General features: G+C 43.8%; 25 protein-coding genes. 10 read left to right on the top strand and 15 right to left on the bottom strand.

Annotated elements, in window-relative coordinates; genetic code table 11:
- The first annotated feature begins 142 nt into the window (after window positions 1-142).
- Window positions 143-1,366: an MFS transporter gene (locus GZ22_RS14090; RefSeq protein WP_038563796.1), complete on the top strand. Its 1,224-nt coding sequence runs from the start codon at window positions 143-145 to the stop codon at window positions 1,364-1,366.
- A 35-nt stretch (window positions 1,367-1,401) separates the two neighbouring features.
- Here the strand turns inward: GZ22_RS14090 and GZ22_RS14085 are convergent, their stop codons facing one another.
- The 3 genes from GZ22_RS14085 to GZ22_RS14075 all read right to left on the bottom strand — a co-directional run bounded on the left by GZ22_RS14085 (window position 1,402) and on the right by GZ22_RS14075 (window position 3,313).
- Window positions 1,402-1,788, bottom strand: a complete 387-nt coding sequence (locus tag GZ22_RS14085) for a RidA family protein (RefSeq protein WP_038563793.1) — start codon at window positions 1,786-1,788, stop codon at window positions 1,402-1,404.
- Window positions 1,789-1,824: 36 nt separating this feature from the next.
- Window positions 1,825-2,736, bottom strand: a complete 912-nt coding sequence (locus GZ22_RS14080; protein ID WP_038563789.1) for a DUF1002 domain-containing protein — start codon at window positions 2,734-2,736, stop codon at window positions 1,825-1,827.
- Between the two features lie 139 nt (window positions 2,737-2,875).
- Window positions 2,876-3,313, bottom strand: coding sequence for a DUF2188 domain-containing protein (locus GZ22_RS14075; protein ID WP_038563786.1), 438 nt, complete (start codon window positions 3,311-3,313; stop codon window positions 2,876-2,878).
- 126 nt (window positions 3,314-3,439) lie between these two features.
- On the opposite strand from GZ22_RS14075, the gene GZ22_RS14070 reads away from it, so the two are divergent.
- Both GZ22_RS14070 and GZ22_RS18640 read left to right on the top strand, forming a co-directional pair.
- On the top strand, window positions 3,440-4,456 hold the full coding sequence (locus GZ22_RS14070; RefSeq protein WP_038563783.1) for an NADP-dependent oxidoreductase: 1,017 nt from the start codon (window positions 3,440-3,442) through the stop codon (window positions 4,454-4,456).
- A gap of 153 nt (window positions 4,457-4,609) precedes the next feature.
- Window positions 4,610-4,783 carry a hypothetical protein gene (locus GZ22_RS18640; protein ID WP_164072089.1) on the top strand — a complete coding sequence of 58 codons (174 nt, stop codon included), beginning with the start codon at window positions 4,610-4,612 and terminating at the stop codon, window positions 4,781-4,783.
- A 112-nt stretch (window positions 4,784-4,895) separates the two neighbouring features.
- Here the strand turns inward: GZ22_RS18640 and queF are convergent, their stop codons facing one another.
- The 7 genes from queF to argC form a co-directional block, all read right to left on the bottom strand.
- Complete coding sequence (gene queF / locus GZ22_RS14065) at window positions 4,896-5,393, bottom strand: preQ(1) synthase (RefSeq protein WP_038563780.1); 498 nt, start codon at window positions 5,391-5,393, stop codon at window positions 4,896-4,898.
- A 57-nt stretch (window positions 5,394-5,450) separates the two neighbouring features.
- The gene (rbsK, locus tag GZ22_RS14060) at window positions 5,451-6,323 is read right to left on the bottom strand and encodes a ribokinase (protein WP_038563777.1); all 873 of its coding nucleotides are present in this window, start codon (window positions 6,321-6,323) and stop codon (window positions 5,451-5,453) included.
- Window positions 6,324-6,336: 13 nt separating this feature from the next.
- On the bottom strand, window positions 6,337-7,236 hold the full coding sequence (gene purU, locus GZ22_RS14055; protein WP_038563774.1) for a formyltetrahydrofolate deformylase: 900 nt from the start codon (window positions 7,234-7,236) through the stop codon (window positions 6,337-6,339).
- Between the two features lie 123 nt (window positions 7,237-7,359).
- Window positions 7,360-8,538, bottom strand: coding sequence for an acetylornithine transaminase (locus GZ22_RS14050; protein ID WP_038563770.1), 1,179 nt, complete (start codon window positions 8,536-8,538; stop codon window positions 7,360-7,362).
- Window positions 8,531-9,331, bottom strand: coding sequence for an acetylglutamate kinase (gene argB, locus GZ22_RS14045; RefSeq protein WP_038563767.1), 801 nt, complete (start codon window positions 9,329-9,331; stop codon window positions 8,531-8,533). Before argB ends, GZ22_RS14050 begins: the two co-directional genes overlap by 8 nt.
- Before the next feature lie 13 nt (window positions 9,332-9,344).
- Window positions 9,345-10,568, bottom strand: a complete 1,224-nt coding sequence (argJ, locus tag GZ22_RS14040; protein WP_038563764.1) for a bifunctional glutamate N-acetyltransferase/amino-acid acetyltransferase ArgJ — start codon at window positions 10,566-10,568, stop codon at window positions 9,345-9,347.
- 14 nt (window positions 10,569-10,582) lie between these two features.
- Window positions 10,583-11,620, bottom strand: a complete 1,038-nt coding sequence (gene argC / locus GZ22_RS14035) for an N-acetyl-gamma-glutamyl-phosphate reductase (protein ID WP_038563761.1) — start codon at window positions 11,618-11,620, stop codon at window positions 10,583-10,585.
- Window positions 11,621-12,123: 503 nt separating this feature from the next.
- Between argC and GZ22_RS14030 the strand changes: the two genes are divergently transcribed.
- The gene (locus GZ22_RS14030) at window positions 12,124-12,378 is read left to right on the top strand and encodes an HPr family phosphocarrier protein (RefSeq protein WP_038563758.1); all 255 of its coding nucleotides are present in this window, start codon (window positions 12,124-12,126) and stop codon (window positions 12,376-12,378) included.
- 293 nt (window positions 12,379-12,671) lie between these two features.
- Here the strand turns inward: GZ22_RS14030 and GZ22_RS14025 are convergent, their stop codons facing one another.
- The gene (locus tag GZ22_RS14025; protein WP_038563756.1) at window positions 12,672-13,616 is read right to left on the bottom strand and encodes a fumarylacetoacetate hydrolase family protein; all 945 of its coding nucleotides are present in this window, start codon (window positions 13,614-13,616) and stop codon (window positions 12,672-12,674) included.
- A gap of 99 nt (window positions 13,617-13,715) precedes the next feature.
- Here GZ22_RS14025 and GZ22_RS14020 point away from each other — a divergent pair, with 99 nt between their 5' ends.
- Window positions 13,716-14,648, top strand: coding sequence for a nucleoside hydrolase (locus GZ22_RS14020; protein ID WP_038563753.1), 933 nt, complete (start codon window positions 13,716-13,718; stop codon window positions 14,646-14,648).
- Between the two features lie 130 nt (window positions 14,649-14,778).
- Window positions 14,779-15,570: a histidinol-phosphatase HisJ family protein gene (locus GZ22_RS14015; protein ID WP_342666726.1), complete on the top strand. Its 792-nt coding sequence runs from the start codon at window positions 14,779-14,781 to the stop codon at window positions 15,568-15,570.
- Here the strand turns inward: GZ22_RS14015 and GZ22_RS14010 are convergent.
- The 3 genes from GZ22_RS14010 to motA form a co-directional block, all read right to left on the bottom strand.
- The gene (locus GZ22_RS14010) at window positions 15,562-16,368 is read right to left on the bottom strand and encodes a hypothetical protein (protein WP_038563747.1); all 807 of its coding nucleotides are present in this window, start codon (window positions 16,366-16,368) and stop codon (window positions 15,562-15,564) included. The genes GZ22_RS14015 and GZ22_RS14010 overlap by 9 nt on opposite strands.
- A gap of 131 nt (window positions 16,369-16,499) precedes the next feature.
- Entirely contained in the window at window positions 16,500-17,312 is an 813-nt protein-coding gene (gene motB, locus GZ22_RS14005; protein WP_038563744.1) for a flagellar motor protein MotB, read from the bottom strand.
- Window positions 17,309-18,103, bottom strand: coding sequence for a flagellar motor stator protein MotA (gene motA / locus GZ22_RS14000; protein WP_038563741.1), 795 nt, complete (start codon window positions 18,101-18,103; stop codon window positions 17,309-17,311). The genes motB and motA overlap by 4 nt, the downstream gene beginning before the upstream one ends.
- A 318-nt stretch (window positions 18,104-18,421) precedes the next feature.
- On the opposite strand from motA, the gene GZ22_RS13995 reads away from it, so the two are divergent.
- Genes GZ22_RS13995 through GZ22_RS13980 form a run of 4 tightly spaced genes read left to right on the top strand, consistent with a single transcriptional unit; the run spans window position 18,422 to window position 23,592 of the window.
- Window positions 18,422-19,900 carry a PTS mannitol transporter subunit IIBC gene (locus tag GZ22_RS13995; RefSeq protein WP_038563738.1) on the top strand — a complete coding sequence of 493 codons (1,479 nt, stop codon included), beginning with the start codon at window positions 18,422-18,424 and terminating at the stop codon, window positions 19,898-19,900.
- A gap of 22 nt (window positions 19,901-19,922) precedes the next feature.
- Window positions 19,923-22,007 (top strand): BglG family transcription antiterminator, encoded by a 2,085-nt coding sequence (locus GZ22_RS13990; RefSeq protein ID WP_245609734.1) that lies wholly within the window; start codon window positions 19,923-19,925, stop codon window positions 22,005-22,007.
- 2 nt (window positions 22,008-22,009) lie between these two features.
- Entirely contained in the window at window positions 22,010-22,441 is a 432-nt protein-coding gene (locus tag GZ22_RS13985; protein WP_038563732.1) for a PTS mannitol transporter subunit IIA, read from the top strand.
- The gene (locus tag GZ22_RS13980) at window positions 22,441-23,592 is read left to right on the top strand and encodes a mannitol-1-phosphate 5-dehydrogenase (protein ID WP_038563729.1); all 1,152 of its coding nucleotides are present in this window, start codon (window positions 22,441-22,443) and stop codon (window positions 23,590-23,592) included. The genes GZ22_RS13985 and GZ22_RS13980 overlap by 1 nt, the downstream gene beginning before the upstream one ends.
- 203 nt (window positions 23,593-23,795) lie before the next feature.
- Here GZ22_RS13980 and GZ22_RS13975 read toward each other — a convergent pair whose 3' ends face one another.
- Complete coding sequence (locus GZ22_RS13975) at window positions 23,796-24,665, bottom strand: sugar phosphate isomerase/epimerase family protein (RefSeq protein WP_038563726.1); 870 nt, start codon at window positions 24,663-24,665, stop codon at window positions 23,796-23,798.
- Between the last annotated feature and the right edge of the window lie 86 nt (window positions 24,666-24,751).

Genomic DNA, 24,751 nt, shown 5'->3' with positions numbered 1-24,751 from the left:
TCTATTTTACCATGTTCATTGTTCCCCTGCAATTCTTCTCTATCCTGTCATTTCCAAGCTATCCCTTTGCATATCCTTTCTATTCGTGTGTATAATTAGTTAGGGAATCGAAATATTAACGCGAAAGAAGTGTTTTTCATTCATGACAGACGAACAGCTCGCAAAGCGTAATTTGTTTATCATGTGGTTCGCCAACTTTTTCATCTCGGCGAGCCTGAGTATGATCATGCCATTTCTGTCCTTATATATTTCATCATTCGGCACCTTATCTGAACAGGAGGTTCAGAGTTGGTCAGGTATCATTTTCGGGGTAACTTTTGTTACCGCATTCATCTGCTCGCCATTCTGGGGTAAACTCGGCGACCGGCATGGACGAAAGTTGATTCTGATCATATCTTCCTTCGGCATGGGGGTTTCCATTCTCCTGCTCGGATTCACCGAAAATGTTTGGCAGCTATTCATGCTTCGTGTGTTCATGGGGATTTTTACTGGTTTCATTGGAATATCCCAAGCATTCATTTCGACTCAGACGCCTAGTCACATTGCTGGGCGAGTACTTGGCACCTTACAGACCGGCAGTATCACTGGTATGCTTTTCGGCCCGCTGATTGGCGGCATACTTGCAGACAGTATCGGCTTCCACGGCACTTTCCTGCTTGTATCAATAAGTGTCTTCACCTCTGCCATTTTGGTCACTTTCGGCACAAAGGAATATCCGGTCAAGGTTCAAAAAGGCGAAAAGTCACACTATACCTCAAAGGAAGTGCTGGCACACATTCTGCGAGACCCGATATTGTTAGTCGTACTCATCTTAAGCTCATTGATTCAGATTGCCAATTTCAGTGTCCAGCCGATACTTTCTTTATATGTACAAGAGCTGCACGGACCCGAGAATATAGCATTCTATTCTGGTATTGCCTTTTCAGCGGCTGGTCTCGGAAATCTGCTTATGACAAGGACTTGGGGAAAGCTTGGCGACCGTATTGGGTATGTTAAGATTCTGATCGGACTTATTTTTGCTGCGGGTATCGTTTATATACCCGGCGCTCTAGTAGGCTCCGTATGGGAACTCGCCGGCATTCGCCTGCTCCTCGGCATGGCGATTGGCGGAATCATTCCTTTACGAGTTGCCTACATTCGGCAAGCGGCTCCGCTTACGATGCAAGGAGAAGTACTTGGATATAACAACAGTCTTCGCTTCCTCGGAAACTTCATCGGTCCGATACTTGGCGGCATGATGGCCGGTTACTTCGGCTTCTCAGCTGTTTTTTATATGACAAGCGCGCTGCTCATTATTTGCGGCATTACCTTACTCACTGCTCACATCCGGAATGCTCGTGCAAAAACACGAACCTCTTCCATTTAAAAAAGATTGCCGAACAAATCGGCAATCTTTTTTTCTTACATATTAAAGCTTCGTACAGCAATTGCTTCGATTTCAACATTTGCCCCTTTAGGCAGTTTGGAAATCTCCACTGTTGCACGTGCAGGGAATGGCTCGGACAAATGACGTCCGTATACTTCATTCACTGCCGCAAAGTCGTCTAAGGATGTAAGGAAGATCGTAGTCTTGACAACTTGGTCAAATGACAATCCCGCTTCCTCTAAAATAGCGGACAGATTCTTCATTACCTGGTCTGTCTGTTCTTCGATTGTTCCTGCCATCTCTCCTGTTGCCGGATCCAATGGAATCTGACCGGAAATATAGACCGTTCCAGCAGTTTCCACGGCTTGAGAATAAGGTCCGATAGCTTGTGGTGCTTTGTCAGTTTGAATGATGTTACGCATCGTATCTCTCCTATTTAAATAGATTTATTACGAAGTCTAGAACAGATTTTTGAAGAAATCACCTATTGACTTGAAGAAATCCTTCACACTTTGCCAAAAACCATCATTTCCAGCTACTTCATCTATCTTGTCCTGGATTGTAGTAGCGATGTCATCAAGCTGCGATTTTACGCCATCGAAATTAATATCCAACTCGCGCATCTTATCGAAAAGATCGATAAGCAGCTGACGATCTTCATCACTTAGGCTGATTTCCAGCTTGCTCAGCTGATCTGTTACGATCTGCTCGACATCTTCACGCGTTGCAGGATTCTGCTCGGCAATTTGCTGTTTGATATCTGTTAAGAGCTGGGTAACTTTTTCGTTATCCAAGCCTTCCTTCTGCGCAAGATCTGTAGCCAAATCCAACTCGTCATTAGCTACCTCTGTCCGCTCCGGATCCAGGTTTCCATCAGCTGTATCGTACGCTTTGTAAATGCCTGTCAAAGCGGAATGCCCGCTAACCTTTACCGGGGAAGCTACATCTACTGTTGCATCTTCAATACCAGCTGTCAGCAAAGCATTTTTGTACATATCTACTGTTACCTGCGTGATATTGTCAGGTGTAACGATTTGGACATCCAGCCCATGCCCTTCATCTTCTCTAGTGATCATCGCTGAAGAATACATTCTGGAATTAGCATCCCCATTTATGTATTTCACGATATCATCAGCTGTAACCGGAATTTCTTCTATATTATCCGTATTTGTAACACCTAGGTCTTCTCTGACCTGTTCTTTTTGTGCTTCTGATAATGAATCTCCAACTACAACAATCGGCAAGCCGAATTTTTCATTGATACTATCCGTGTTCTTTCCTGTACTTGCGGATACAACATCGGAAAAGGCAAAGCTGAACATCAAAGCAACGGCGAAACAAGCCGCTATGCATTTGGTTAAACCTCTCATGGAAATGATCCACCTTTTCTTCATTATGGTCTTGCTTTCCCCATTATAAGCTTTTCTAGGAATAAATAAAGCATTATCCTAGCAAACAGATAAGGCAGACATACAAAAAGAGCTGTATCACAAGTGATACAGCTCAAGGTTAAGAACGCTTCTGAACAGAACCATCTTCTTTATGAATAATCGTCTCTGACCCTTTATTATCTGCAATCTCTTTCGCTCTTTTGATTGCATCCTGTTTGTTATCGAAGACCTGTGACGGCCGTTTTGATCCTTTTGATTGTACCGCCCAGCCATCATCATGCGGAACAACTTCTTCTGCATTATCGATCAAATCCGGATTACTGTGAGAAGCATTTGAGTCACGTTTTGTCGGATCATCGTTCTTCAGAAAGTCCTTTACTTCCTTTTCAGAAGCATTCGACTTCCATTCTTTCGCCTGATTGGTTGCAATGGGAATAGCTCTGCCCTCGTCGTAGCCTTCATCCACCATCGCATTGGCAATTTCTATGGCTTTCTTTTTTACTGGCTTGTCCAGATTTTTAAGCGAAGCAGGATAATCGTCCATCGTCCATGGCATGCTAAAAACTCCTTTGCGTTTTTTATGTACATACTATTCCCCTTGCTGTTCTCATGAAACGCTATAAGCAAAAGAGTTGTATGAGCAGTTTTTCCGTCTTACAATTGCCCTATTACCTAAAAGGAGATGACGCATATGGCGAAAAATGAAGAAATCCAATTAGCTAAACGTCCGGAAGGCACTCCAACAGAGGAGAACTTCCGCTTTGTCGAGACAGAAATACCAGAACTTGAAGAAGGACAAGTGCTAATCAAAAGCATCTATATCAGTGTCGATCCATATATGCGCGGTCGAATGAACGACACGAAATCTTATGTACCACCATATGAACTGGACGCTCCTATTGCAGGCGGTGTTGTCGGCCAAGTGACTGAATCGAAATCAGATCAATTCCAAAAAGGTGACTATGTACTCGGAAACCTTCCTTGGGCTCGTTATAATGCAGCGAATCCTGAGAATCTGCAAAAAGTCGATCCAGAGCTCGGACCGATTTCCACTGCATTAGGTGTGATGGGAATGCCTGGTCTTACAGCATACTTCGGTTTGACTGATATCGGTGAACCAAAATCGGGTGAAACAGTTGTTGTTTCAGGCGCAGCTGGTGCCGTCGGTTCCACCGTTGTCCAAATCGCTAAAATCCTCGGTGCACGTGTTGTCGGTATCGCCGGCTCCCCGAAAAAACTTGATTATGTGAAAAACACACTCGGTGCGGATGAAGTAATCAACTACAAGGAAGACAACGTAGCAGAAGCATTGGAAAAAGCATGCCCAGACGGCGTCGATGTTTACTTCGACAATGTAGGCGGACCCGTGTCTGACGCAGTTTACCCACTGCTTAACGCGCACGCTCGCATTCCACTCTGCGGCAGCATCTCTTCTTATAATAAGAAAGAAGATCAAGGACCTCGTGTACACGGCTATCTCGTTAAATCGAAAGCTAAAATGCAGGGCTTTATCGTAGCTGACTACAGCGACAAGTTCGCTGAAGGTAAGAAGCAGCTGTCTGAATGGTTCAGCCAAGAAAAACTTACCTTTGAAGAAAATGTAGTTGATGGTTTTGAAAATGTGCCGGATGCTTTTCTTGGATTGTTTAAGGGTGAGAATCTTGGTAAACAGTTAGTGAAGGTTGCGGAAACGGAATAATAAAAATAAACGCTAGTGTCGCCGTATGGCTTCACTAGCGTTTATTATTCTAAGCGGTTTGCCCAATATTCTCTTTAAATTTTAGAGTACTCAAACATACACTGTATAATAGATGTATATTTAGCATTGAATTAAAAGAAGAGGTGTACCGCTATGATACTTTTACTATTATTCGGCATCCTGGCTGTCGTTGTTTTAATTGCATTACTGGTGACAAAAAACCAGCGGAATACACCTACGAAAAACACTCGCAGAAGTATAGAAGATGCTAAAACGGACATTAAAAATCACACAAACAGTAATAATAATAGTAATACAATATTATAAATAACTGGTTATTATTATTTCGTAATCAATGATTTAGTTTCAGGCGTTAAGATATCCTCTTAATCTCCCAGGCACAAGAAAGGCATCTCCCTCAAGAGATGCCTTTCCTTCTTTATCTATTATCCACTTTCTCCGGATACATATCATGGTTCATCATACGATGATCTGCCATTTGCTCATACTTCGTGCCTGGACGGCCGTAGTTGACGTATGGATCGATGCTTATTCCGCCGCGCGGTGTGAACTTGCCCCATACTTCGATGTAGCGTGGGTTCATCAGTTCTTTCAGGTCATTCAGGATGATGTTGATGCAGTCTTCATGGAAGTCTCCATGGTTACGGAAGCTGAATAGATACAGCTTCAGCGATTTACTTTCCACCATTTTTTCATCCGGGATATAGCTGATGTAAACCGTACCGAAATCAGGCTGGTTCGTAATTGGACATAGCGTCGTGAATTCCGGACAGTTGAATTTCACGAAATAATCACGGTATGTGTGTTTATTATCAAAGGTTTCTAGAACCTCAGGTTTGTAATCGAAATCGTAGACATTGTTTTGGTTGCCAAGCAATGTTACGTCTTCCATTTCTTCAGGATTTCTTCCTGCCATTTTGTATTCCTCCTTGTTGCTTTTTTGCACAAGCGTTTCTTATTATAAAGGATTTTCTTAATTTTGTCTCATAAAGGCGATGACCTCAGCATTCGTTGGCATTCCGGCCTGTGCACCGTGTGATCCGATTTGCAAGGCGGCTGCTGCGTTTGCATAGCTGCAAGCTTCTGACAGCGAACTGCCAGTTGCCAGCTTCAGTCCCAGTGCTGCATTGAATGTGTCACCTGCACCTGTCGTGTCGACTGCAGACACAGGGAATGCTGCAACATGGCCTCCACTGTAAATAACGCCTTCCTCACCTTTTGTAATGACAAGTTTGTCGGGGAACTCCTGTAAAGCTTTATTTGTATCCTCAAATAGAATCGCCGCTTCGGATTCATTCGGTGTGATGTAAGCAGCCTGATTGATAATTTCTTCAGGAAGTGATTGTGCTGGTGCTGGATTCAGTATGTAAGGCACATTTACTTCTTTACAGCACTTCGCCGCTGCCGCTACAGTCTCTAACGGAACTTCAAGCTGGATGAGGACGATATCGCTATTTTGGATTACTTCTAGTTTTGTCTCGATATAATCCGGCGTAAGGTGAAAGTTGGCTCCTGGAATGACTGTAATGCTGTTATCTCCATCCACTACTTGAATGACAGCAACACCAGATGACGTATCGGCTCTTCCAACGTGCTCTGTCTCTACACCTTCCCGACGGAGAACTTGCATTAATTCATTCCCGAAAGGATCCTTACCGACCATCCCGATCATTGTAACATCCGCTCCAAGCCGCGCTGCAGCTACGGCTTGATTGGCACCCTTGCCGCCAGGAAACGTCTCGAAACGTTCACCAAGTATCGTCTCTCCTGCTGCAGGGCGTTTATTAGATGTGGCTGTCAAATCCATATTGAGGCTGCCAATTATAGTTATTCTCGGCTGTGACATAGCTAGTCCCCCTTTAAAATACGATCGTTTTATTGCCGAAAACAATTACCCGATCATCTACATGCCATTTAATTGCCCGCATAAGCACACTGCGTTCGACAAGACGACCTACACGTTTCAAGTCTTCCGCTTTATCCTTGTGGTTGACCCGATGAATGTCCTGTTCGATGATTGGACCTTCATCCAAATCTGAAGTAACGTAATGACTTGTTGCACCGATTAATTTCACACCGCGATCAAAGGCGCGCTCATATGGTTTTGCGCCAATGAAGGCTGGGAGGAAGCTATGATGAATATTAATGATGTTATTTTTATAATTTTCTAAGAAACCAGGCGTCAGAATCTGCATGTATCTTGCAAGAATGACAGTATCGATATTGTATTGTTCCAATAGCTCAAGCTGCTGACGTTCTGCTTGCTGACGGATATCTTTGTTTGCAGGGATATGATGGAAAGGTATATTGTAGGAATCCGCCAGTTCCCGAGCGTCTTCATGATTGCTGACAATCACAGAAAGATCAGCCATGAGATGTCCGCTTTCATATTCCCAAAGAATCTCCTGCAAGCAATGCAGCTCTTTGGAGACGAAGAGTGCTAATTTCTTCAGATCCCGCACGCGCACAAGCTGCCACTCCATTTGAAAATGCTCCGCTATTTGCTGGAAGCCGTGCTCCAGCTGCTGCTGTGTATTGCCGTCTTGCTGGCACTCGAATTCAATCCGAAGGAAGAAGCTTCCTCCATCAGGATCTGTTGTGTATTGATTTGATTCCATAATATTTGCTTGCTGTTTATAAAGAAACTCGGAAACCGCTGCAACAATCCCCGGCTGATCAGGACAGGAAATGACGATCCGATATCTGTTTTCATTCTGCTGCTGGAAAGCTTTGATTTTTTCTAGATAATGTACGGCCATGACTAACCTCCTAATATTCTTCTATCTTAACGATTGTATCTTGTTTCTACAACAGGAATTCTGACAAAAAAATACGATTCCAAATGAATGGAATCGTATGTATTGTATGAGCGAAGAGAAGCTTTATTCACCCGCAATCTGTTTCAATGTTTCAATACAGAAATCAACTTCCGCTTTATTCGTGTTTAGTGGTGGCAAAATCCGAAGTACATGTTCTCCAGCTACTAGCACGAGCAAGCCTAGTTCCCGTGCCTGATTGACAAGGTCAATTGCTTTTCCTGTTGTACCAAGACCAAGCAGCAGTCCTTTTCCACGCACATCAGTAAATGCACTTGAAGCAGCTGCGAGGTTCTCCAGCTCACTACGGAAATAGTCAGAAGTCTCTTGTACTTCAATCAGAAATTGAGGATTCGCAATTACTTCCAATGTCGACTTGCCGGCCGCTGCTGCTACCGGATTGCCTCCGAAAGTGCTGCCATGACTGCCAGCTTCAAATGCCGCCGCTGCTTTACCCGTTGCCAGCATAGCCCCAATCGGAATACCTGAAGCCAGTCCTTTTGCGGTTGTCAGCACTTCCGGTTCTAGCTCGTACTGCTCATAAGCATAAAGCGTGCCGGTACGACCGACTCCAGTTTGTACTTCATCCAGCATAAACAGTACATCATGCTCCTTACAAAGACGTTCTACTTCCTTCACCCATGCAGGATCAGCCGGAATGACGCCGCCTTCTCCTTGAACAAGCTCTAATAATACGCCGCATGTATCCGGACCAATCAGCTCATCAAGTGCTTCCATATCATTATAAGGAAGATGGCGGAAACCTTTTGTCAGCGGCGCGAAATACTTCTGGATCTTTTCCTGACCCGTTGCGGCTAACGTAGCTAATGTCCGGCCGTGGAACGATTGACTGAAAGTAACCACCTCAAAGCCAGTCGTTCCTTTCACCTTCTGAGCGTAGCTGCGTGCCAGCTTGATTGCCGCTTCATTAGCCTCTGCACCACTATTGGCGAAGAATACTTGATCGGCGAATGTATGGGCAGTCAAAAGCTCCGCTAATTGCTCTTGCACCGGTATACGATATAGGTTGGAACAATGCCAAAGGGTATCCAGCTGTTCTTTGACAGCTTCCTTGACTGTTGCAGGGGCGTGACCTAAATTGCAAGTAGCGATTCCTGCGGTATAATCCAGGTATTGCTTACCGTCAGCATCCCAGACATAGCTCCCTTCTCCTTTTGCGATAGAGATCGGGAATCTGCTGTAAGTCGGCATAACAGAAGATATTGCTGCATGTGTTTCAGACATGATGTGCCTCCTCCGATAATGTTATGGTAGTACCTGCGACTTTCCCTTCCACTAACTGCAGCAAACTGTCATCAGATAGCCCGTTGACGATCGTGACTTTTCCAGCTCCATGCTCTAAAGCTTCTAGTGCTGCCCGGACTTTCGGGATCATACCATCTTTAATCAACCCTTCAGCCATCATTTGCTTCAATTCACTGTCTGTTACGTTCGTGAGCATCTGCTTCTGCCCATGCACTTGCCGATAAATGCCTGGGATGTCACTTATGAAGCACAGCTCCGCATTCAAGGCTCGCGCGATAGCTGATGCCGCCAGATCGGCATTGATGTTAAATCGCGAATTACCCTCACCGCCAGCAAGCGGGGAAATAACCGGGATGTTGTCTTGTGAGACAATCTGCTCGATAAGTGCCGTATTCACTTCTGTCACATTACCGACAAGTCCGAGTTTATCTGCATTTATAACAGGTTCTGCGTATAGCAGCTTACCGTCCAGACCGCTGACACCATATGCATCCGTTCTGCTCATCAGCTTCCGGACAAGAAACTTATTCACAGCTCCGCTAAGCGCCATCTCAACAACATCCAGAACCTCTTCGGTAGTCACTCGCAGACCATCGACGAATTCCGTCTTCACCCCGGTTTGTTCCAGCAGCTCATTGATCAGCTTACCGCCTCCATGGACGATGACAGGCTTCCAATCACCCTGCTTTTGAATAGCAGCGATATTATCATAGAAATTATCCGGCAGCTGGTCGATAATACTGCCGCCGCATTTTATAATAAGAAATTTCATTTCGCTGCCCCCTTCACGTCCGGTAAGAAGCATTGATTTTGACGTAATCGTATGACAGATCACAGCCCCAGGCAGTCGCTTCCCCAGTTCCTTCCTGCAAATCGATCGTGATCACAACGTTATCCCGCTTCAAGTATTCACTAGCTTCCATCTCATCAAATAATACGGGAGTCCCTTCCTGTACGACCAATACATCTCCGAGCCAAACCGAGATTTTATCCGGCGAGAAGGATGCACCGCTATAACCGGCTGCTGTAATGATTCGGCCCCAATTCGGATCTGCTCCATATACTGCCGCTTTCACCAAGCTGGAAGCTACTACCGCTTTCCCGATTTTTCGTGCCTCGTCTGATGATTGCGCCTGCTTTACACAAACTTCAACTAGCTTTGTCGCACCTTCCCCGTCACGGGCGATTTTCTTGGCTAATTCCTGTGAAACATACTGGAAAGCAGTACAGAATTTCTCCCACTCCGGATGATTTGGGTTTAGCTCCTTGTTGCCTGCTTTTCCGTTTGCAAGCACAAGCACCATATCATTAGTGCTCGTATCTCCATCTACTGTGATCATATTGTAAGATTTATCCGTCGTCTTCCGCAGCTGATTCTCGAGCACATCAGCGGGAATGACGGCGTCCGTTGTCACAAAGGCTAGCATAGTGGCCATATTCGGATGTATCATGCCAGATCCTTTTGCCGCTCCGCCTATTGTAATTGGTACGCCATCAATTTCTACGCTGACTGCAAGCTGCTTTGTACATGTATCTGTTGTAAGAATAGCTTGAGCGAAATCCTCCGCTTTGCCTTCTCCAGAAATCGAATGAATCCCCGACATTATCTTATCCATCGGCAGCTGAACGCCAATCAGTCCAGTTGATGCTACTGCCGCATGCTGTACTTGAATTCCGAGCTGATCCGAGAAAGCTTTGCGCATCGCATAAGCATTAGCCAAACCCTCATCTCCTGTACATGCATTCGCGTTGGCGCTATTTACTACAATTGCCTGCAGCTTCCCCTCTTGCTGAATACTTTCTTCTGTAACAAGAAGCGGAGCTGCCCGAAAAGAATTCAATGTGTATACTCCAGCAGCGGCTGCTGGAACTTCTGAATAGACCCATCCCATATCAAGCTTGTTATGCTTGCGGAGACCAATTGAGACACCGCCAGCCTGGAATCCGTTTGGACTGGTGATATTGCCGTTTTCAATAACTGTATATATCGCCTGTTCTGTCTTTATCATTTGATCCCTCTCCTTTATGGATAAACCGGTAGCATCCACAATCCTGCAGTCTGCTCCCAGCCTTGCATGATATTCATATTTTGGATGGCTTGGCCTGCCGCTCCTTTTACCAAGTTGTCGATAACCGATACGATAGTCAGCCTGTTTGTCCGCTTATCCACATGCAATCCGATATCACAGAAATTACTAGTAGCTACTTCCTTTGTTGCTGGCCATTCTCCTTGTGATCTGATACGCACAAATGGATGTGAATGATAGTAATTTTCATATGATTCTAATAATTCAGCTTCTGATAAGTCCGTTTTAAGATCTGCATAAATGGTTGCGAGAATTCCCCTCGTCATCGGAACAAGCTGCGTGGAAAAGGTAACAGCCTGCTGCGAACCACCTACTCCTGCTAAAATCTGTTCTATCTCTGGGATGTGCTTATGCGCTCCCAACTTATAAGCTTTTACATTTTCATTTATCTCACTATAATGCGTTATAGCACTTAAAGACTTACCAGCTCCAGAAAGACCTGATTTGGCATCGATGATGATGGAAGATGGATCAATCAGACCATTATGTACTGCCGGCAGCAGACCGAGCAATGTAGCTGTCGGATAACAACCAGGATTAGCAACAAAAGCAGCTCCCGCAATCTCTTCGCCATTCAGCTCAGGCAGTCCGTAAACCGCTTTATCCAACAAATCAGCTGATGCAGCGTCCAGCTTATACCATTCCTTGTATACTGCTGGATCCTTCAAGCGGAAATCACCAGCTAAATCCACACAGCGGATACCTGCTTCTGCAAGCTCCGGAAGAAGATCTCTGCTTACCCCAGGAGGAGCAGCAAAAAATGCAAAGTCCACTTTCTCCTTCAAGACTGAAATATCAAAGGTTTCCATAGTTCCTTCTACAAACCCATCCGTATGCGGATACAATGCTGTCAATGAGTTCCCCGCATTAGAATGGGATATAATTGCTTTCACTTCTGCATATGGATGTATATGCAAAAGCCTGAGTAATTCTACCGCACCATAACCTGTACCGCCTATTATTGCGACTTTCACGAACGTAACCTCCTATAAACAAGTACGAATTAGTTAGTAATTATACTTTAGTATGTATTTTTATTCAATAGGTAAGGTAAAAATTATAAACTAACCAATCCCTCTTCCGACCTCAACATTACAAGCTTTATATACTATGACTTTTTAGGGAAATTTCTCTTATCATCAGATACAACTATATAGATATATCTATTAATCTTAGGGAGGAGAACATGTGAAAATAAAATTTTTATAAAAGATTAGGAGTTGATTTTTAAAGAAGGACAGCTGATTGCTAAAAACTTCAGCTCGATAAGATGAACTGACTTCGAATATCTATAATAGAGGAAACGCAACTGCTGTGCGCTTTCTTGCATATACTTATTAAAATCATTGCACTAGCTGTACAGTATGTTATACTGCTATCAAGAAACGTTGTAAGCGCTATCAATAAGTTAATCTTGCACTTTTTTGCTACTGATGTAAAATTTGGTATGGCAAATGGAGATAAAGGAGAATGATATATGCGATCAAAGAAAACACTTATCCATGCTGCAGTAGATATTAATCAAACTGCAAACCAGTTCAAATCAAGTATTGTATTAGTAATGGATAATAAAGTGGTAGATGCCAAAAGTATGCTCGGGCTCTCCAATAGTGTACTGACGTCTGATTTCTTCCGCTTGGAGATATATGGTGAAGACGCCGAAGAAGCGAAAAAGGCAATGCGGGATGTATTCCTGAGTAATGGCTTGCCTGTGGAAATCAGCAACAAATAAGAAGAGGCTGGAACATAACTATAAATTCAGTCCTTAAAACCGTATATTATTCTTGAGCGCCGCTTCGGCAGAACACTCCGCTTTCCACGGGCACGGCCTCAGCCTCCTCGTGGAAAGTTCACCACTGCGAGGTCTTCTGCTCGCGCTGTTCCCGTTGGAGTCTCCGTGTTCTGCCTATGCTAGTATAATGTACGAATTAAAAACCCGAACTTATGCAAACCTTCGAATGAAGATTTGTAATATAGTTCGGGTTTTCATCTAGCTAAAACACTTATGTCCCAGCCTCTTTTCTATTAGATTCGGGATGGCTTCGGAATGATCTTGTTTCGAAGCTGACCGATTTCTTCAATCTCAATTTCAACAACATCTCCGTTTTTTAAAAACTGTGGTGGATCCATCGCGAAGCCGACGCCATTCGGTGTTCCTGTCATGATGATATCTCCTGGTTCCAACGTCATGATGCCTGATATGAAAGAAACCAAATGAGGTACAGAGAAAATCAGATGTTTTGTACTGGAATCCTGTCGTTTTTCGCCATTTACAAACGTACGAATCGCAAGATTGGATACGTCATCGATTTCTTCCGCTGTGACAAGATGCGGGCCCATCGGAGCACTGCGATCTAAAGTCTTTCCTTGTAGGAATTGCGGAGTACGGCGCTGCAAGTCACGTGCCGACACATCATTGGCAACAGTATACCCTGCTATGTAGTCCATTGCCTCACTCTCTGTTACCTCTTGCGCTCTTCTCCCAATTACTACTGCGAGTTCTCCTTCATAATCCAATTTCTCAGTCAGCTTGGAATGGTATACACCTTGATCATGTGCACATACCGCATTTGCGAACTTACCGAAAAGAACTGGATACTCTGGCAGTTCCCGTCCCATTTCTTCAATATGATCTTTATAATTCAAACCTACACAAATGATCTTCCCAGGCTTCGGCACAGGTGGTCCGAGTATGATTTCTTCTGCTCTATACTGGACCTCCTCCAGCCCTTCCGCAAGAGCAAATGCTTCCGCACGGAATGCACGCTTCATTGCGTGAGGACCCATACTGTAGAAAGCATTCGGATCGGCTGGGAGCAAACTCTCGACGGTCATTGCCAAATCTATTTCACTCTCTGACAGCAAATAGCGCCGGTATGCTTCCTGCAAGTCGATAATACGCCCTTCCACTCTGCTTCCGATTCGATACGGATTAAGGTCTCTGCCAACTTTATAAGCTACTAGCTTCATCCAAACCTCTCCTTTTTTTGTGCGAATACTCAAAATTGACTCTCTCTTTCTATGATATAGTAAGAAAGTCAGACAGCATAGAAGAAAGGGAGTCATAAAATGAAAAACGTCTATTTGAATCATGATGGCGGAGTTGATGATTTGATTTCGCTATATCTCTTACTAAAAATGGAGAATGTTCGCCTCATTGGCTGTTCTGTTATTCCTGCAGATTGCTATTTGGAGCCTGCACTGTCAGCAAGCCGAAAAATCAATGATCGCTTCGGTAATCCGGACACACTCGAAATTGCTGCATCTACTTCCCGAGGTAAAAATCCATTTCCTAAGGACTGGCGAATGCATGCCTTCTTTGTTGATGCTTTGCCAATTTTGAATGAACATCTTCCAGTGCGCACAAAGGTTGCAGAAAAACCTGCCCACCTGGACATCATAGATAAATTGAAAGCTCAAGAAGAGAAAACGACTCTTATTTTCATCGGACCGCTGACTGATTTGGCGCGAGCAATAGAGATGGATCCGTCGATTGTACAGCATATCGAGAAGCTCGTATGGATGGGCGGCACTTTGCTTCCAACCGGGAATGTTGAAGAACCAGAACATGATGGAACAGCTGAATGGAATGCCTTCTGGGATCCGGAAGCGATGGACACCGTTTGGAAAAGTGACATACTAATTGATATGGTGGCATTGGAGAGTACAAATCAAGTTCCTCTTACTGTGGATATCCGCGAAGAATGGGCACGCAACCGCAAGCATGAAGGTGTGGATTTTGTCGGTCAAAGCTATGCTGCTGTACCGCCGCTCGTTCACTTTGAAACAAATTCAACGTATTACCTGTGGGATGTACTAACGACGGCTTCTGTCGGTAATAGTTCCTTAGTTAAAAAACAGCCTGTTCATGTCAGTGTAGAGGCTTTTGGTCCATCACAAGGACGTACATATGAGGATAAAAATGGGAAGGAAATTCAATTGGTTCATGATGTAGATCATGATGCTTTCTTCTCCTACATCCTGTCATTGATGAAAGCATAATAAACCGTAGTTTCATATAATTGGTATCGCATATATACAATAAATTTGTTATACTATTCCGGGGTTGTTATCCACATGTGGATAACCTAATAAGTACGAACGGAAAGAAGGCAGATTAGAGATTATGTATATGGATTACCATCATCACACGAATAACTCAATCGATTCCAAAGCTATCATGCAGGACGTGTGTGAACAAGCAATCAGCAAAGGAATCAAAGAAATCTGTTTCACCGAGCATTTTTCCGTAAATCCATCTGCACCAACATACGGTCATATGGATTTCGCAAAATATCAGCAAGATATTAAAGACTCACAAGATTCCTATGGCAACCAACTCACAATCAAGATGGGAATCGAACTATGCGAACCACATCTGATGATGGATGTATATCAGACAGAGCTCAATTCGATTCCTTTTGATTTTATAATGGGTTCTGTTCATAATATCGGCAATCAGAAACTGCGCCTTCATCTTCGTGCGAATGAAGACACTTTCTACGATGACTACTTCGCTGAAATGTACAAGCTAGTTTCGGATGCCGACATCGACGTACTTGCTCACATCGATTTGATGAAGCGGTACGCAGTCCAAGAAGGACATAACGTTTATACATTCGAACAACATAAAGATCAAATTGCTGCAATCTTAGAAAAAGCAATACAGCGCGGTATCGGTATTGAAATTAATACATCCGGAATGCGGAGCTCCTTAAGTGAGGCCCTGCCTACGCCACAGATTGTTTCGCTATACAATGATTTAGGCGGCAAGATCCTTACACTCGGCTCGGATTCCCATAAAGCAGAAACAGTCGGGGCTGGTATAAAAGAGGCTGCTTTAATTGCCAGACAATGCGGTTTCACACATATCTGCCAATTCGATAAACGTGAACCGCGAGCTGTACCTTTACCTTTAAGCTAATACATTCTTTTCATTACGCAGCTTCTGCTTAATAAATGCTTTAAATTGCTCATCCTGGCTCTCTGGCACTAATGCTGGATTGTCAGGATTTTGCATATAGGATTCTTCTTCACTCCATAATTCTTTCCTCAGGACTCGCAGTCTTACATAATAAGTCATCAGCTTCAGATCGAGCCACATTTCTTCTTTGAAGAATTCAAATACTTCTGCCTGACTGGCTGCTGTCTCCTCTTTCTTCTGCGCAATCGTAAATTGTGCCTGTACGATCTTATTCACATGCTGTTCCATTACTTCCTGCTCTGCAGTTGTGAATGTTCCTTTATTGATTGTATCGTTCATCAGCTTCTCGGCTTCCGCTGTATGCTTCAATATTGCCTGCTGCTCCTTCTGAATTGTATCCAATAGCTCAAAAAATCTGGAGAAAGCCTGTTGGATGATATCCGTAGCCAGATGCATCACATTCTCCTCCACTGCCTCCAGCAGCTGGCGAAAAGAATGATAACGCTTATCCGTCAATTTGACTCCATTATCAGAAGTTAATCTTCGTATCATCTGTACGCTGGTCATATAACTATAATAACGCGCCGCGAGATCCTCCACTTCATGCTGTGCAGGAACCCTGCCGTCTTCTGCAACAAGCAGCCGTTCATTGCTTGGCATAAATGTAAAATAATAATGCACCGGTATGTGATTATCCTTGCAGACAGCAGGACAAACATCCATACGTTCATCATCCTGCTGCCGATTGCGCTCAGCAGCTTCACTCACCTGCTGCGGTAATGACTCTTTCGTAATCATCTGAATTCCTCCGTTCTTTCCTAACTATATCTAGTATTTCACAAATTTCCCTAACTCAATCCTACCTTATTTCCCTATTCTTATGTAAGCATTTTCATTCCATACTAAAAATAACAGCCCTAAAAGGACTGTTACTCTGTTTCAGCTTCTCGAGGCAAAATCAACACTTCCACTCGACGGTTCTTTTCCCTGCCTTCTGCTGTATCGTTTGAAGCGATCGGCTTGTACTCTCCGTACCCTTTTGCACTGAACCAGCGCGGGTCAAGCTCCTCGTTTTCTAATACAACTTTCATAAAATTGACAGAACGCATCACACTGAGCTCCCAGTTGGAATTGTACGATGATGTACTGATAGGCACATCATCCGTGTGACCGCTGATAATTACTTCTCGCGGTGGATCCATGACAAGAAGGTCTGAGATTTCTCTTGCGATCTCTTCATCACTTACACTGACCTCACTGCTGCCTGAATTGAACAAGACATTGTCATTGATTGTAAGCAGTAAACCTTCATCCGTCAATGCAGTTGAAAACTTATCACTCAAATCTTTATCCTTGATATATGTCTCGATTTTCTCCTGGATTTTCTTTAGCTCTTCCTGTTCTGCTGCTTCCAAATCAGCATCGTTATCTTTCTCTTTGTCAGCCTCTTCAGATGCGACTGTCTCATCTTTCTTTTCTTCCTCATTATTCTGATCGATAACAGTTGAACTAGTATCGTTTCCTGGTGTCATGCTTGTATTGGATTCCAATAATCCTTCTCCGCCATGTAAGATAGTACTGAAAGAGTCAGATATCTTAGCGAACTTCTGCGCATCGATTGAGCTGGTGGCAAATAAGACAATGAAAAGCGCCAGCAAAAGGGTCAGAAGATCGGCATACGGTAACAGCCAGGATTCGTCCACATGTTCTTCATGCTTTTTGTGCTTGCGCTTCCGGCTCATACTGCCACTTCCTCTTCTTCAGCCTCACCAAACTCAGCTTTTTCCTTACTTGGCAAGTAAGCGAGCAGCTTTTGTTCAAGCATACGCGGTGTTTCACCTTCCAAGATAGACAGGATACCCTCCACCATCAGCAGCTTATGCTGTACTTCCTGCTGTGTTTTACGTTTCAATTTATTGGCGATCGGGTGACAGATTACATAGCCTGTGAATATCCCCATCAATGTTGCAACAAAGGCAGCAGCAATAGCGTGACTTAACTTATCGATATCGGAAATATCACCAAGTGCCGCAATCAGACCGATAACTGCTCCTAAAACGCCTAATGACGGTGCATATGTTCCTGCTTGCGTGAAAATGGAAGCACCAATAGCATGCCGATCTTCCAGCGCATCAACTTCTTCATTTAAAACATTACGAATATATTCAGGTGATTCTCCATCAACTGCCATACTTAATCCGTTACGAAGAAAGTCATCTTCAACATCACGAGCACTGTTCTCCAATGCCAGCAATCCTTCTTTCCGACTAATCTGTGACCACTCCGAGAACATACGGACAAGCTCTTTTGTATCGAATTCCTGTTTATTCTTAAATACAACACCAAGCAGCTTAGGGAACCGTTTCAATTCATTTCCCGGGAACGCCAGTACAACAGAAGCTGCTGTTCCGACAATAATAATCAGTATGGCAGCTGGGTTAATAAGTGCTGCAGGACTTACACCCTTCAATACCATCCCTACTCCGACGGCAACCAAGCCCAATATAACACCAATGATTGATGATTTATCCATATATTCCATTCTCCTAAAAAAAGTTTGATTACCATTAATATCGGATGCAATTATAAAATCTGTATGCTTTTTCATAAACTTTACGTTTCTTTTCCAGCAGAGAAGGTTATCAGTAACAAAAGTGTCATATTTAAGTTCGACAGTATACTCTGCGGCTATTTACCTAAGCTAAGAACATTGCATAAGACACAGTTGGCAGGAAGACTCGTGACAAAGGTGGTGTTTGTTTCTGTTGTGAAATCGCATACATTACACGTAAGATAGAAGCAAGCACTACTTTATTAATTATTTTTTCACATATAAAAGGGGGAAAAAAGCATGGCACAGGAAAAAGCCAGTGTCCGCGCTCGTGTTCAAAAGTTTGGCTCATATTTGAGCAGCATGGTTATGCCAAACATCGGTGCATTTATTGCTTGGGGTCTTATTACCGCTTTATTCATTCCTGACGGATGGTTTCCAAATGAAACAATCGCACAGATTGTAAGTCCGTCCATCACTTATCTATTACCACTATTGATTGGTTTCACTGGTGGACGTCTCGTACACGATTTCCGAGGCGGGGTTGTCGGAGCCATTGTCACCATGGGGGCAATTGTAGGTTCACCGGATACTCCAATGTTCCTTGGAGCAATGGCAATGGGTCCGCTCGGCGGATATGCCATCAAATTGTTTGATCAATATATCGGTTCTAAAGTACGTTCCGGTTTCGAAATGCTTGTTAATAACTTCTCTGCCGGTATCATCGGCGGTGCACTCGCTATCGGCGCCATCTATTTCGTAGGTCCGCTTCTTGAAGGTTTGACAAACGTATTGGCATCTGGTGTTGACTGGCTCGTTGGGCTTGGTCTTCTGCCACTTGTAAACGTCTTGATCGAACCAGCGAAAGTTTTGTTCTTGAACAACGCTATCAACCATAGTGTCTTCACACCGCTTGGTATAGAACAATCAGCTGAAGTAGGAAAATCCATCCTGTTCTTGCTTGAAGCAAACCCAGGACCGGGACTCGGAATATTGCTTGCTTTCATGTTCTTCGGTACAGGAAGTGCAAGAGCATCTTCACCGGGTGCAGCAATCATCCATTTCTTCGGGGGTATTCATGAAATCTACTTCCCGTATATCCTAATGAAGCCTTTCCTTATCGTTGCTGCAATTGGCGGCGGTGTAACAGGAACTCTTCTATTCTCTCTATTGGATGTAGGTCTTCGCTCACCAGCATCACCAGGTAGCGTTATCGCCATCTTCCTAATGGGTAACCCAAGTGATTACCTTGGCTTGGCAATCGGTATCATCGGTGCAACTGCTGTATCATTCGCAATCTCCGCTGTCGTCCTGAAACGCAGCCCGATTGCCGCAGATACGAATATCGAAGAAGCAACTGCGAAGTCTAAAGAAATGAAAGGTACAAAGCCTGCAGCTGCAGTTGGTATCAACCAATCAGCTGGCGCAACAGATGAAGCAGTTGAAGCTAACGCACAGCATGTCGATACTAACAGTGATTCTTTCGACTACAGCAATGTAAACAAAATTACATTCGCTTGTGATGCCGGAATGGGATCGAGCGCAATGGGTGCCTCTCTTCTGCGTAAGAAAATGAAGGATGCTGGCTTGACCGAAATCAAGGTCGATAATGCAGCCATCTCCAATATCCAGAATGATGCCGATATCGTCATCACTCAAAAGAATCTGACGGACCGCGCTCGCAACAAACGTCCGGATGCTGAGCATATCTCAGTAGAAAACTTCTTGAACAGTCCGCGGTATGCAGAACTGATCGAGAATCTTAAAAAGCATCAATAAGTAAGGAGTGATTGATTTGGAAATGGTTAGCAGCAGAGAAAGAAGAATAATCCTGCAATTGCTGCGTTCCAGAAACCAATTCATCTCCATTCGAGAGCTGGCAGAGCTATTACATGTCAGCTCTCGAACTATTCACCGGGAATTGAAGCAAGTGGAACGAACACTTGCCGAGAATAAGCTGTCCCTGCTGCGTGTTACTGGATCCGGTATTCGGGTTGAAGGAGAAAGGGATCAGATGGAAGCATTGCAAGAGCAGCTGCGTGATGCGGTCGAGGTAGATACGACCCAGGAAGAGCGGCTGCTCCATTTGCTTTATTTACTGGTTGAAGCTAGCGAACCTGTTAAAGTTGCTTATTTGGCAAATGAAGTGCAATTATCGAAGACGGCCTTATCCGTTTATTTGGATGCATTGGAAGCCAGGCTAGCCGATTATTCGCTGTCCATCATAAGGCGCCGCGGTGTTGGAGTTGAGCTCGATGGTGAAGAGAACGAAAAAAGGAAGGTACTTGTCCAGCTTATGATGGAGCAGCTGGATCAAGCATCTATTTACACGTTTACCAATGATCATGAAGAACAGAATTTGCATCAGTTTCTTCAAAATATCATCAAGGATCAGCGTATGACAATGGTCGAAAAATACGTGATGGATCACTTAGCCAAGCTATCTTATTCCATTGCTGATAATGCCTATGTTGCACTTATTACGTATATAAGCATTACGATTAAAAGGATACAGCAAGCTAGATTTGTCATTCTTTCCCCTCCGCTATTGGAATCTTTACAAAAAACGGAAGAATATACGATTGCCGCGGCACTCAGCAGGGAATTGGAAAATACCTTCTCTATTACGTTTTCAGCTTCGGAGATCGGTTATATTGCCGTTCAGATTCAAGGGGCGAAGCGAAACGAAACGACACATCGCTCTGATCCGCTATTCGAGCTGCAAGTACAAGCTTTCATCCAGTTGGTTGCTGTAGCGATACAGCTGCCGCAGCTAGAAAAGGACGAAACTTTCACCACCGGATTGCTTGCCCATATTGAACCAGCAATTAGCCGGGCACGGGAAGGAATACAAACGTACAATCCGCTTACAGAGAAGATTGAACAAGATTATCAAGAAGTTGTAACAGCAGTCCGAAAAGCTCTTGAAACGGTGTTTCCGACTTTTCGTTTCGGACAGGGCGAGGTTGCCTTTCTGGCACTGCACTTCGCTTCTGCAAGAGAACGGCAGCGCAGCAGACAACGATTGCATGCCTTAGTCGTTTGCGCAAGCGGGATAGGTACTTCTAAGATGCTTGCCAGCAGGCTTCAGAACGAATTTCCCGAAATCACGCAGGTGTCGCTGTCATCTTTCTTAGAGCTGAAGGATATGCAATTGGAAAGCTTTGATTTGCTTATATCAACTATCAGCCTTGACCAGTTCCACCGCCAGTATTTGCTTGTTAATCCACTGCTGCCTGGACCTGATGTCAAACGAGTGGATGCATTTATCCAACAGGAACTTCCGACTATATATAAGAAAAGGAAGCAAGCAGCACCTGCAAAAGAAATGCCAGCAGCATTTCCATCCGTTTCAGCTTTCGATTCAAAACTAGAAGAATTACAGACATTGACAGAAGTGAGCCGCATCATATGGAATAACTTTATGATTGATAGGACATATCAAATGCAGGCAGATCTATTTTCTCAAATCGATCAACATGCAGTTGACCATACAGTCATAAATAAACACGGAACACTTGCCTCCCTTCTCAGACAACGAGATGAGCTCGGAGGAATGGGTATCCCTGATACAAGGATGGCTTTGTATCACAGTCGCAGCACAGAAATCGAGCAGCCCGCATTTTGGATGATGGCGCTATCCTCCCCTATCATGATCAAGGGGATGGACAATCAAGTGATGGAGGCTGACCGTCTCTTTATCCTTGCTGCACCGGACAATTTGCCTTTGAGCTGTTACGAGCTGTTTAGTAAAATCAGCATTCTTATTTTGGAAGAGCATATTCAGCACATGATTCGTTCTGCGGATCAGGAGGCACTTAGCAAAGAATTGGCGCAGCTGCTCACTGCCCACATCCAACAATTCACAGATCATTTAGGAGGGTAATCATGGAAGTATTACAAGAAGCTAATATTTTAATGAACACACAATTGGACAATCAGGAAGATGCTATCCGGAAAGCCGGCCAAATTCTTGTGGATAATGGCTATGTTAATGAAACGTATGTGGATAAGATGATTGAACGAGAAGCATTAACGTCAACTTATATGGGTAATTTCGTAGCTATCCCGCATGGTACAGAAGATGCTAAAGGCGAAGTCATCGCTTCCGGTATCTCTATTATCCAGGCACCAGAAGGCGTTACATTCGATGGCAACGAAGTGAAGCTTGTTTTCGGTATTGCTGGAAAGAACAATGAACATTTAGATATCCTTTCGCAAATTGCTATCGTTTGCTCAGAAGAGGAAAACATTGAAAAGCTTGTGAATGCAACAAGCAAACAGGAGATCATTGACATGTTCTCTGAGGTAGATGCGTAATGAAGAGCGTACACATTGGTGCTGGCAATATCGGCAGAGGATTTATCGGCGCCCTTCTCTCTCACGCCGATGTACATGTTACTTTTGCTGATGTGAATAGTGATATCATCTCTGCTTTGAAAGAAAAGCAGCAATATGAAGTCGTCTACGCACAGGAAGAAACACATTCTGAAATCATAACCGGTGTTACTGGTTTGAATAGTAGTACAGAAGAAGAAGCTGTCATCAAAGCAATTGCAGAAGCTGATCTTGTTACGACTGCGGTGGGTCCTTCTATCCTGCCGCATGTTGCACCTGTAATTGCCAAAGGACTTGTCCAGCGTGCAAAACAGCCCAAGCCAGTCCATGTTATTGCATGTGAGAATATGATTCGTGGCTCCAGCCAGCTGCGCGAGTTCGTCATCTCTCATATCGATGCACAGGACATGGAAAACGTGGAAAGCTATACAGCCTTCTGCGACGCGGCTGTTGACCGGATTGTTCCGATACAGGAGCAGCAGGATTTGCTGACAGTCCAGGTAGAACCTTATTTCGAATGGGTTGTGGAAAAGAAAAACTGGCAGGGCGAACTTCCGGATATCAAAGCGATTACATTTGTTGATAATCTGGAGCCTTATATCGAAAGAAAGCTTTTGACAGTTAATACTGGTCATGCTGCTATCGCTTATGCAGGCTATGCGAAAGGCTATGACACCATCATTGATGCTATTAAAGATGAAGAGATTCTGAGCCTGGCTAAACAGGCATTAGAAGAAACCAGCTCCTTATTGCAGGAGAAATGGGGCTTCGAGGAAGATGATCTGACTCACTATATTGCAAAAATTCTTCAGCGTTACCAGAATCCGTACATTTCTGATATGGTAACACGTGTAGGACGGGGTCCAATTCGCAAGCTTGGTCCGAAGGATAGATTAGTCTACCCAGCACAATCATTGTTAGAGCAAGGCAAATCAGCTGAGGCGCTGCTTACGACTATCGCTTATGCATTGAAATTCAATCCAGAAGGTGACGATGAAGCGAAAGAATTGCAAGAACGCATTAAGTCTGAAGGAGCTGCTTCCGCTTTGTCACGTATTAGCGGACAGCCTAAGGACAGCCAGCTAGTTCAACAAGCCATCAAAAAGTACGAACAACAAAAAAACAAAGCATAAGCGTCCGCATAAAACAGACGTTGTTCAGTTGTTTAAGAGAACAAAAAAGAAGTTCAATCCTTTCCATTTCGAACGGATTGAACCTCTTTTTTATGTTTTATCTTTCATTAGCTTTATGATACGTCTTAAATTGATATCCAAGACCTCCGTAGACCTTTTAACATGTTTTTATTTTTCTCATTAGACTCGCAGCAACTCATCAATTAGTAAGCTTCTTCATTCTCCGCAAGGAATCGTTGAACTGTTTCAATGTTGTGTTTGATTGAATTTACTGTAGACATGGATGCACTAAAATCCTCCATACCGACATACCCATCGTACCCAACCGCTTTTAAATCAAGGAGAACTTGTTTCCAATTCACAGCTCCTTTTTCGATTGGCGCCCACTGCACAGACCAATCCACAGTTCCATCTTCTTGTGTTTGTCCCCTTTGCCAGATTGCATTTTTGACATGTACATGCGCAAGATAATCTCCTAACAATTCTAGTCCCATCCTGTAATTCTCATAACCTTCGTGTACCATATTGCCGGGATCATACAGAACTCCGATGTGATCAGGATCATATGAACAAACCAACTGATACGCCAGGCTTGCGCTAGGTGCAATTGTGTGGTGATGTGTCTCTACTAATCCTTTTACTTTATATTGTCTACACATCTGTTCTACTTCGCTTAAATAAGCAGCAGCAGATTTAAATAAATCATTATAGTGCTTGGAACGATCGTAAACAGGAATTCCTAAGCGTATCGTGGAAGCTCCTAGTTTTTTGGCAATCTGCAGCGCGTGTTCTGTTGACTCCAAGTCGCCAGCAGTTAAGTATGGAAGCACACTTAACATGTTAATGCCGCTATCTTCTGCTTTATCTTTTAAAACTTGTATGTCATAGTCCGTTATCGAGGGGGAAATTGTACACAGGTTATTCCTCCAATAACTTGGTTTCTCACTTTTAACGTCAACTGGTGTTTCGCTGAACCGCCACTCTACAGCTGTGTAGTTGGTGTCTTTCAAATAGGCAATCAATGTTTCAGGCGTGATATCCGGAGTCATTACTGAATAAATAGAAAACTTCACTTTATTACACTCCTTTAATATGCTGTTTTAAAGAAAACCATGCTTTGAAACACTGAACATCAGAAGTGAAGAAATACCTATAACAC

Origin of the sequence: Terribacillus saccharophilus, from assembly GCF_000725365.1 — a bacterium.
In the GTDB taxonomy this organism is placed as follows: Bacteria; Bacillota; Bacilli; order Bacillales; family Amphibacillaceae; genus Terribacillus; species Terribacillus saccharophilus.
Note: the sequence above shows the minus strand (reverse complement) of the source record. Positions and strands in the feature narration are given on the sequence as shown.

Coding starts and splice junctions, on each gene's coding strand:
- GZ22_RS14090 (WP_038563796.1), top strand. CDS start 143: ATGACAGACGAACAGCTCGCAAAGCGTAATTTGTTTATCATGTGGTTC.
- GZ22_RS14085 (WP_038563793.1), bottom strand. CDS start 1,788: ATGCGTAACATCATTCAAACTGACAAAGCACCACAAGCTATCGGACCT.
- GZ22_RS14080 (WP_038563789.1), bottom strand. CDS start 2,736: ATGAGAGGTTTAACCAAATGCATAGCGGCTTGTTTCGCCGTTGCTTTG.
- GZ22_RS14075 (WP_038563786.1), bottom strand. CDS start 3,313: ATGCCATGGACGATGGACGATTATCCTGCTTCGCTTAAAAATCTGGAC.
- GZ22_RS14070 (WP_038563783.1), top strand. CDS start 3,440: ATGACGCATATGGCGAAAAATGAAGAAATCCAATTAGCTAAACGTCCG.
- GZ22_RS18640 (WP_164072089.1), top strand. CDS start 4,610: ATGATACTTTTACTATTATTCGGCATCCTGGCTGTCGTTGTTTTAATT.
- queF (WP_038563780.1), bottom strand. CDS start 5,393: ATGGCAGGAAGAAATCCTGAAGAAATGGAAGACGTAACATTGCTTGGC.
- rbsK (WP_038563777.1), bottom strand. CDS start 6,323: ATGTCACAGCCGAGAATAACTATAATTGGCAGCCTCAATATGGATTTG.
- purU (WP_038563774.1), bottom strand. CDS start 7,236: ATGGCCGTACATTATCTAGAAAAAATCAAAGCTTTCCAGCAGCAGAAT.
- GZ22_RS14050 (WP_038563770.1), bottom strand. CDS start 8,538: ATGTCTGAAACACATGCAGCAATATCTTCTGTTATGCCGACTTACAGC.
- argB (WP_038563767.1), bottom strand. CDS start 9,331: ATGAAATTTCTTATTATAAAATGCGGCGGCAGTATTATCGACCAGCTG.
- argJ (WP_038563764.1), bottom strand. CDS start 10,568: ATGATAAAGACAGAACAGGCGATATATACAGTTATTGAAAACGGCAAT.
- GZ22_RS14030 (WP_038563758.1), top strand. CDS start 12,124: ATGCGATCAAAGAAAACACTTATCCATGCTGCAGTAGATATTAATCAA.
- GZ22_RS14025 (WP_038563756.1), bottom strand. CDS start 13,616: ATGAAGCTAGTAGCTTATAAAGTTGGCAGAGACCTTAATCCGTATCGA.
- GZ22_RS14020 (WP_038563753.1), top strand. CDS start 13,716: ATGAAAAACGTCTATTTGAATCATGATGGCGGAGTTGATGATTTGATT.
- GZ22_RS14015 (WP_342666726.1), top strand. CDS start 14,779: ATGGATTACCATCATCACACGAATAACTCAATCGATTCCAAAGCTATC.
- GZ22_RS14010 (WP_038563747.1), bottom strand. CDS start 16,368: ATGATTACGAAAGAGTCATTACCGCAGCAGGTGAGTGAAGCTGCTGAG.
- motB (WP_038563744.1), bottom strand. CDS start 17,312: ATGAGCCGGAAGCGCAAGCACAAAAAGCATGAAGAACATGTGGACGAA.
- motA (WP_038563741.1), bottom strand. CDS start 18,103: ATGGATAAATCATCAATCATTGGTGTTATATTGGGCTTGGTTGCCGTC.
- GZ22_RS13995 (WP_038563738.1), top strand. CDS start 18,422: ATGGCACAGGAAAAAGCCAGTGTCCGCGCTCGTGTTCAAAAGTTTGGC.
- GZ22_RS13990 (WP_245609734.1), top strand. CDS start 19,923: ATGGTTAGCAGCAGAGAAAGAAGAATAATCCTGCAATTGCTGCGTTCC.
- GZ22_RS13985 (WP_038563732.1), top strand. CDS start 22,010: ATGGAAGTATTACAAGAAGCTAATATTTTAATGAACACACAATTGGAC.
- GZ22_RS13980 (WP_038563729.1), top strand. CDS start 22,441: ATGAAGAGCGTACACATTGGTGCTGGCAATATCGGCAGAGGATTTATC.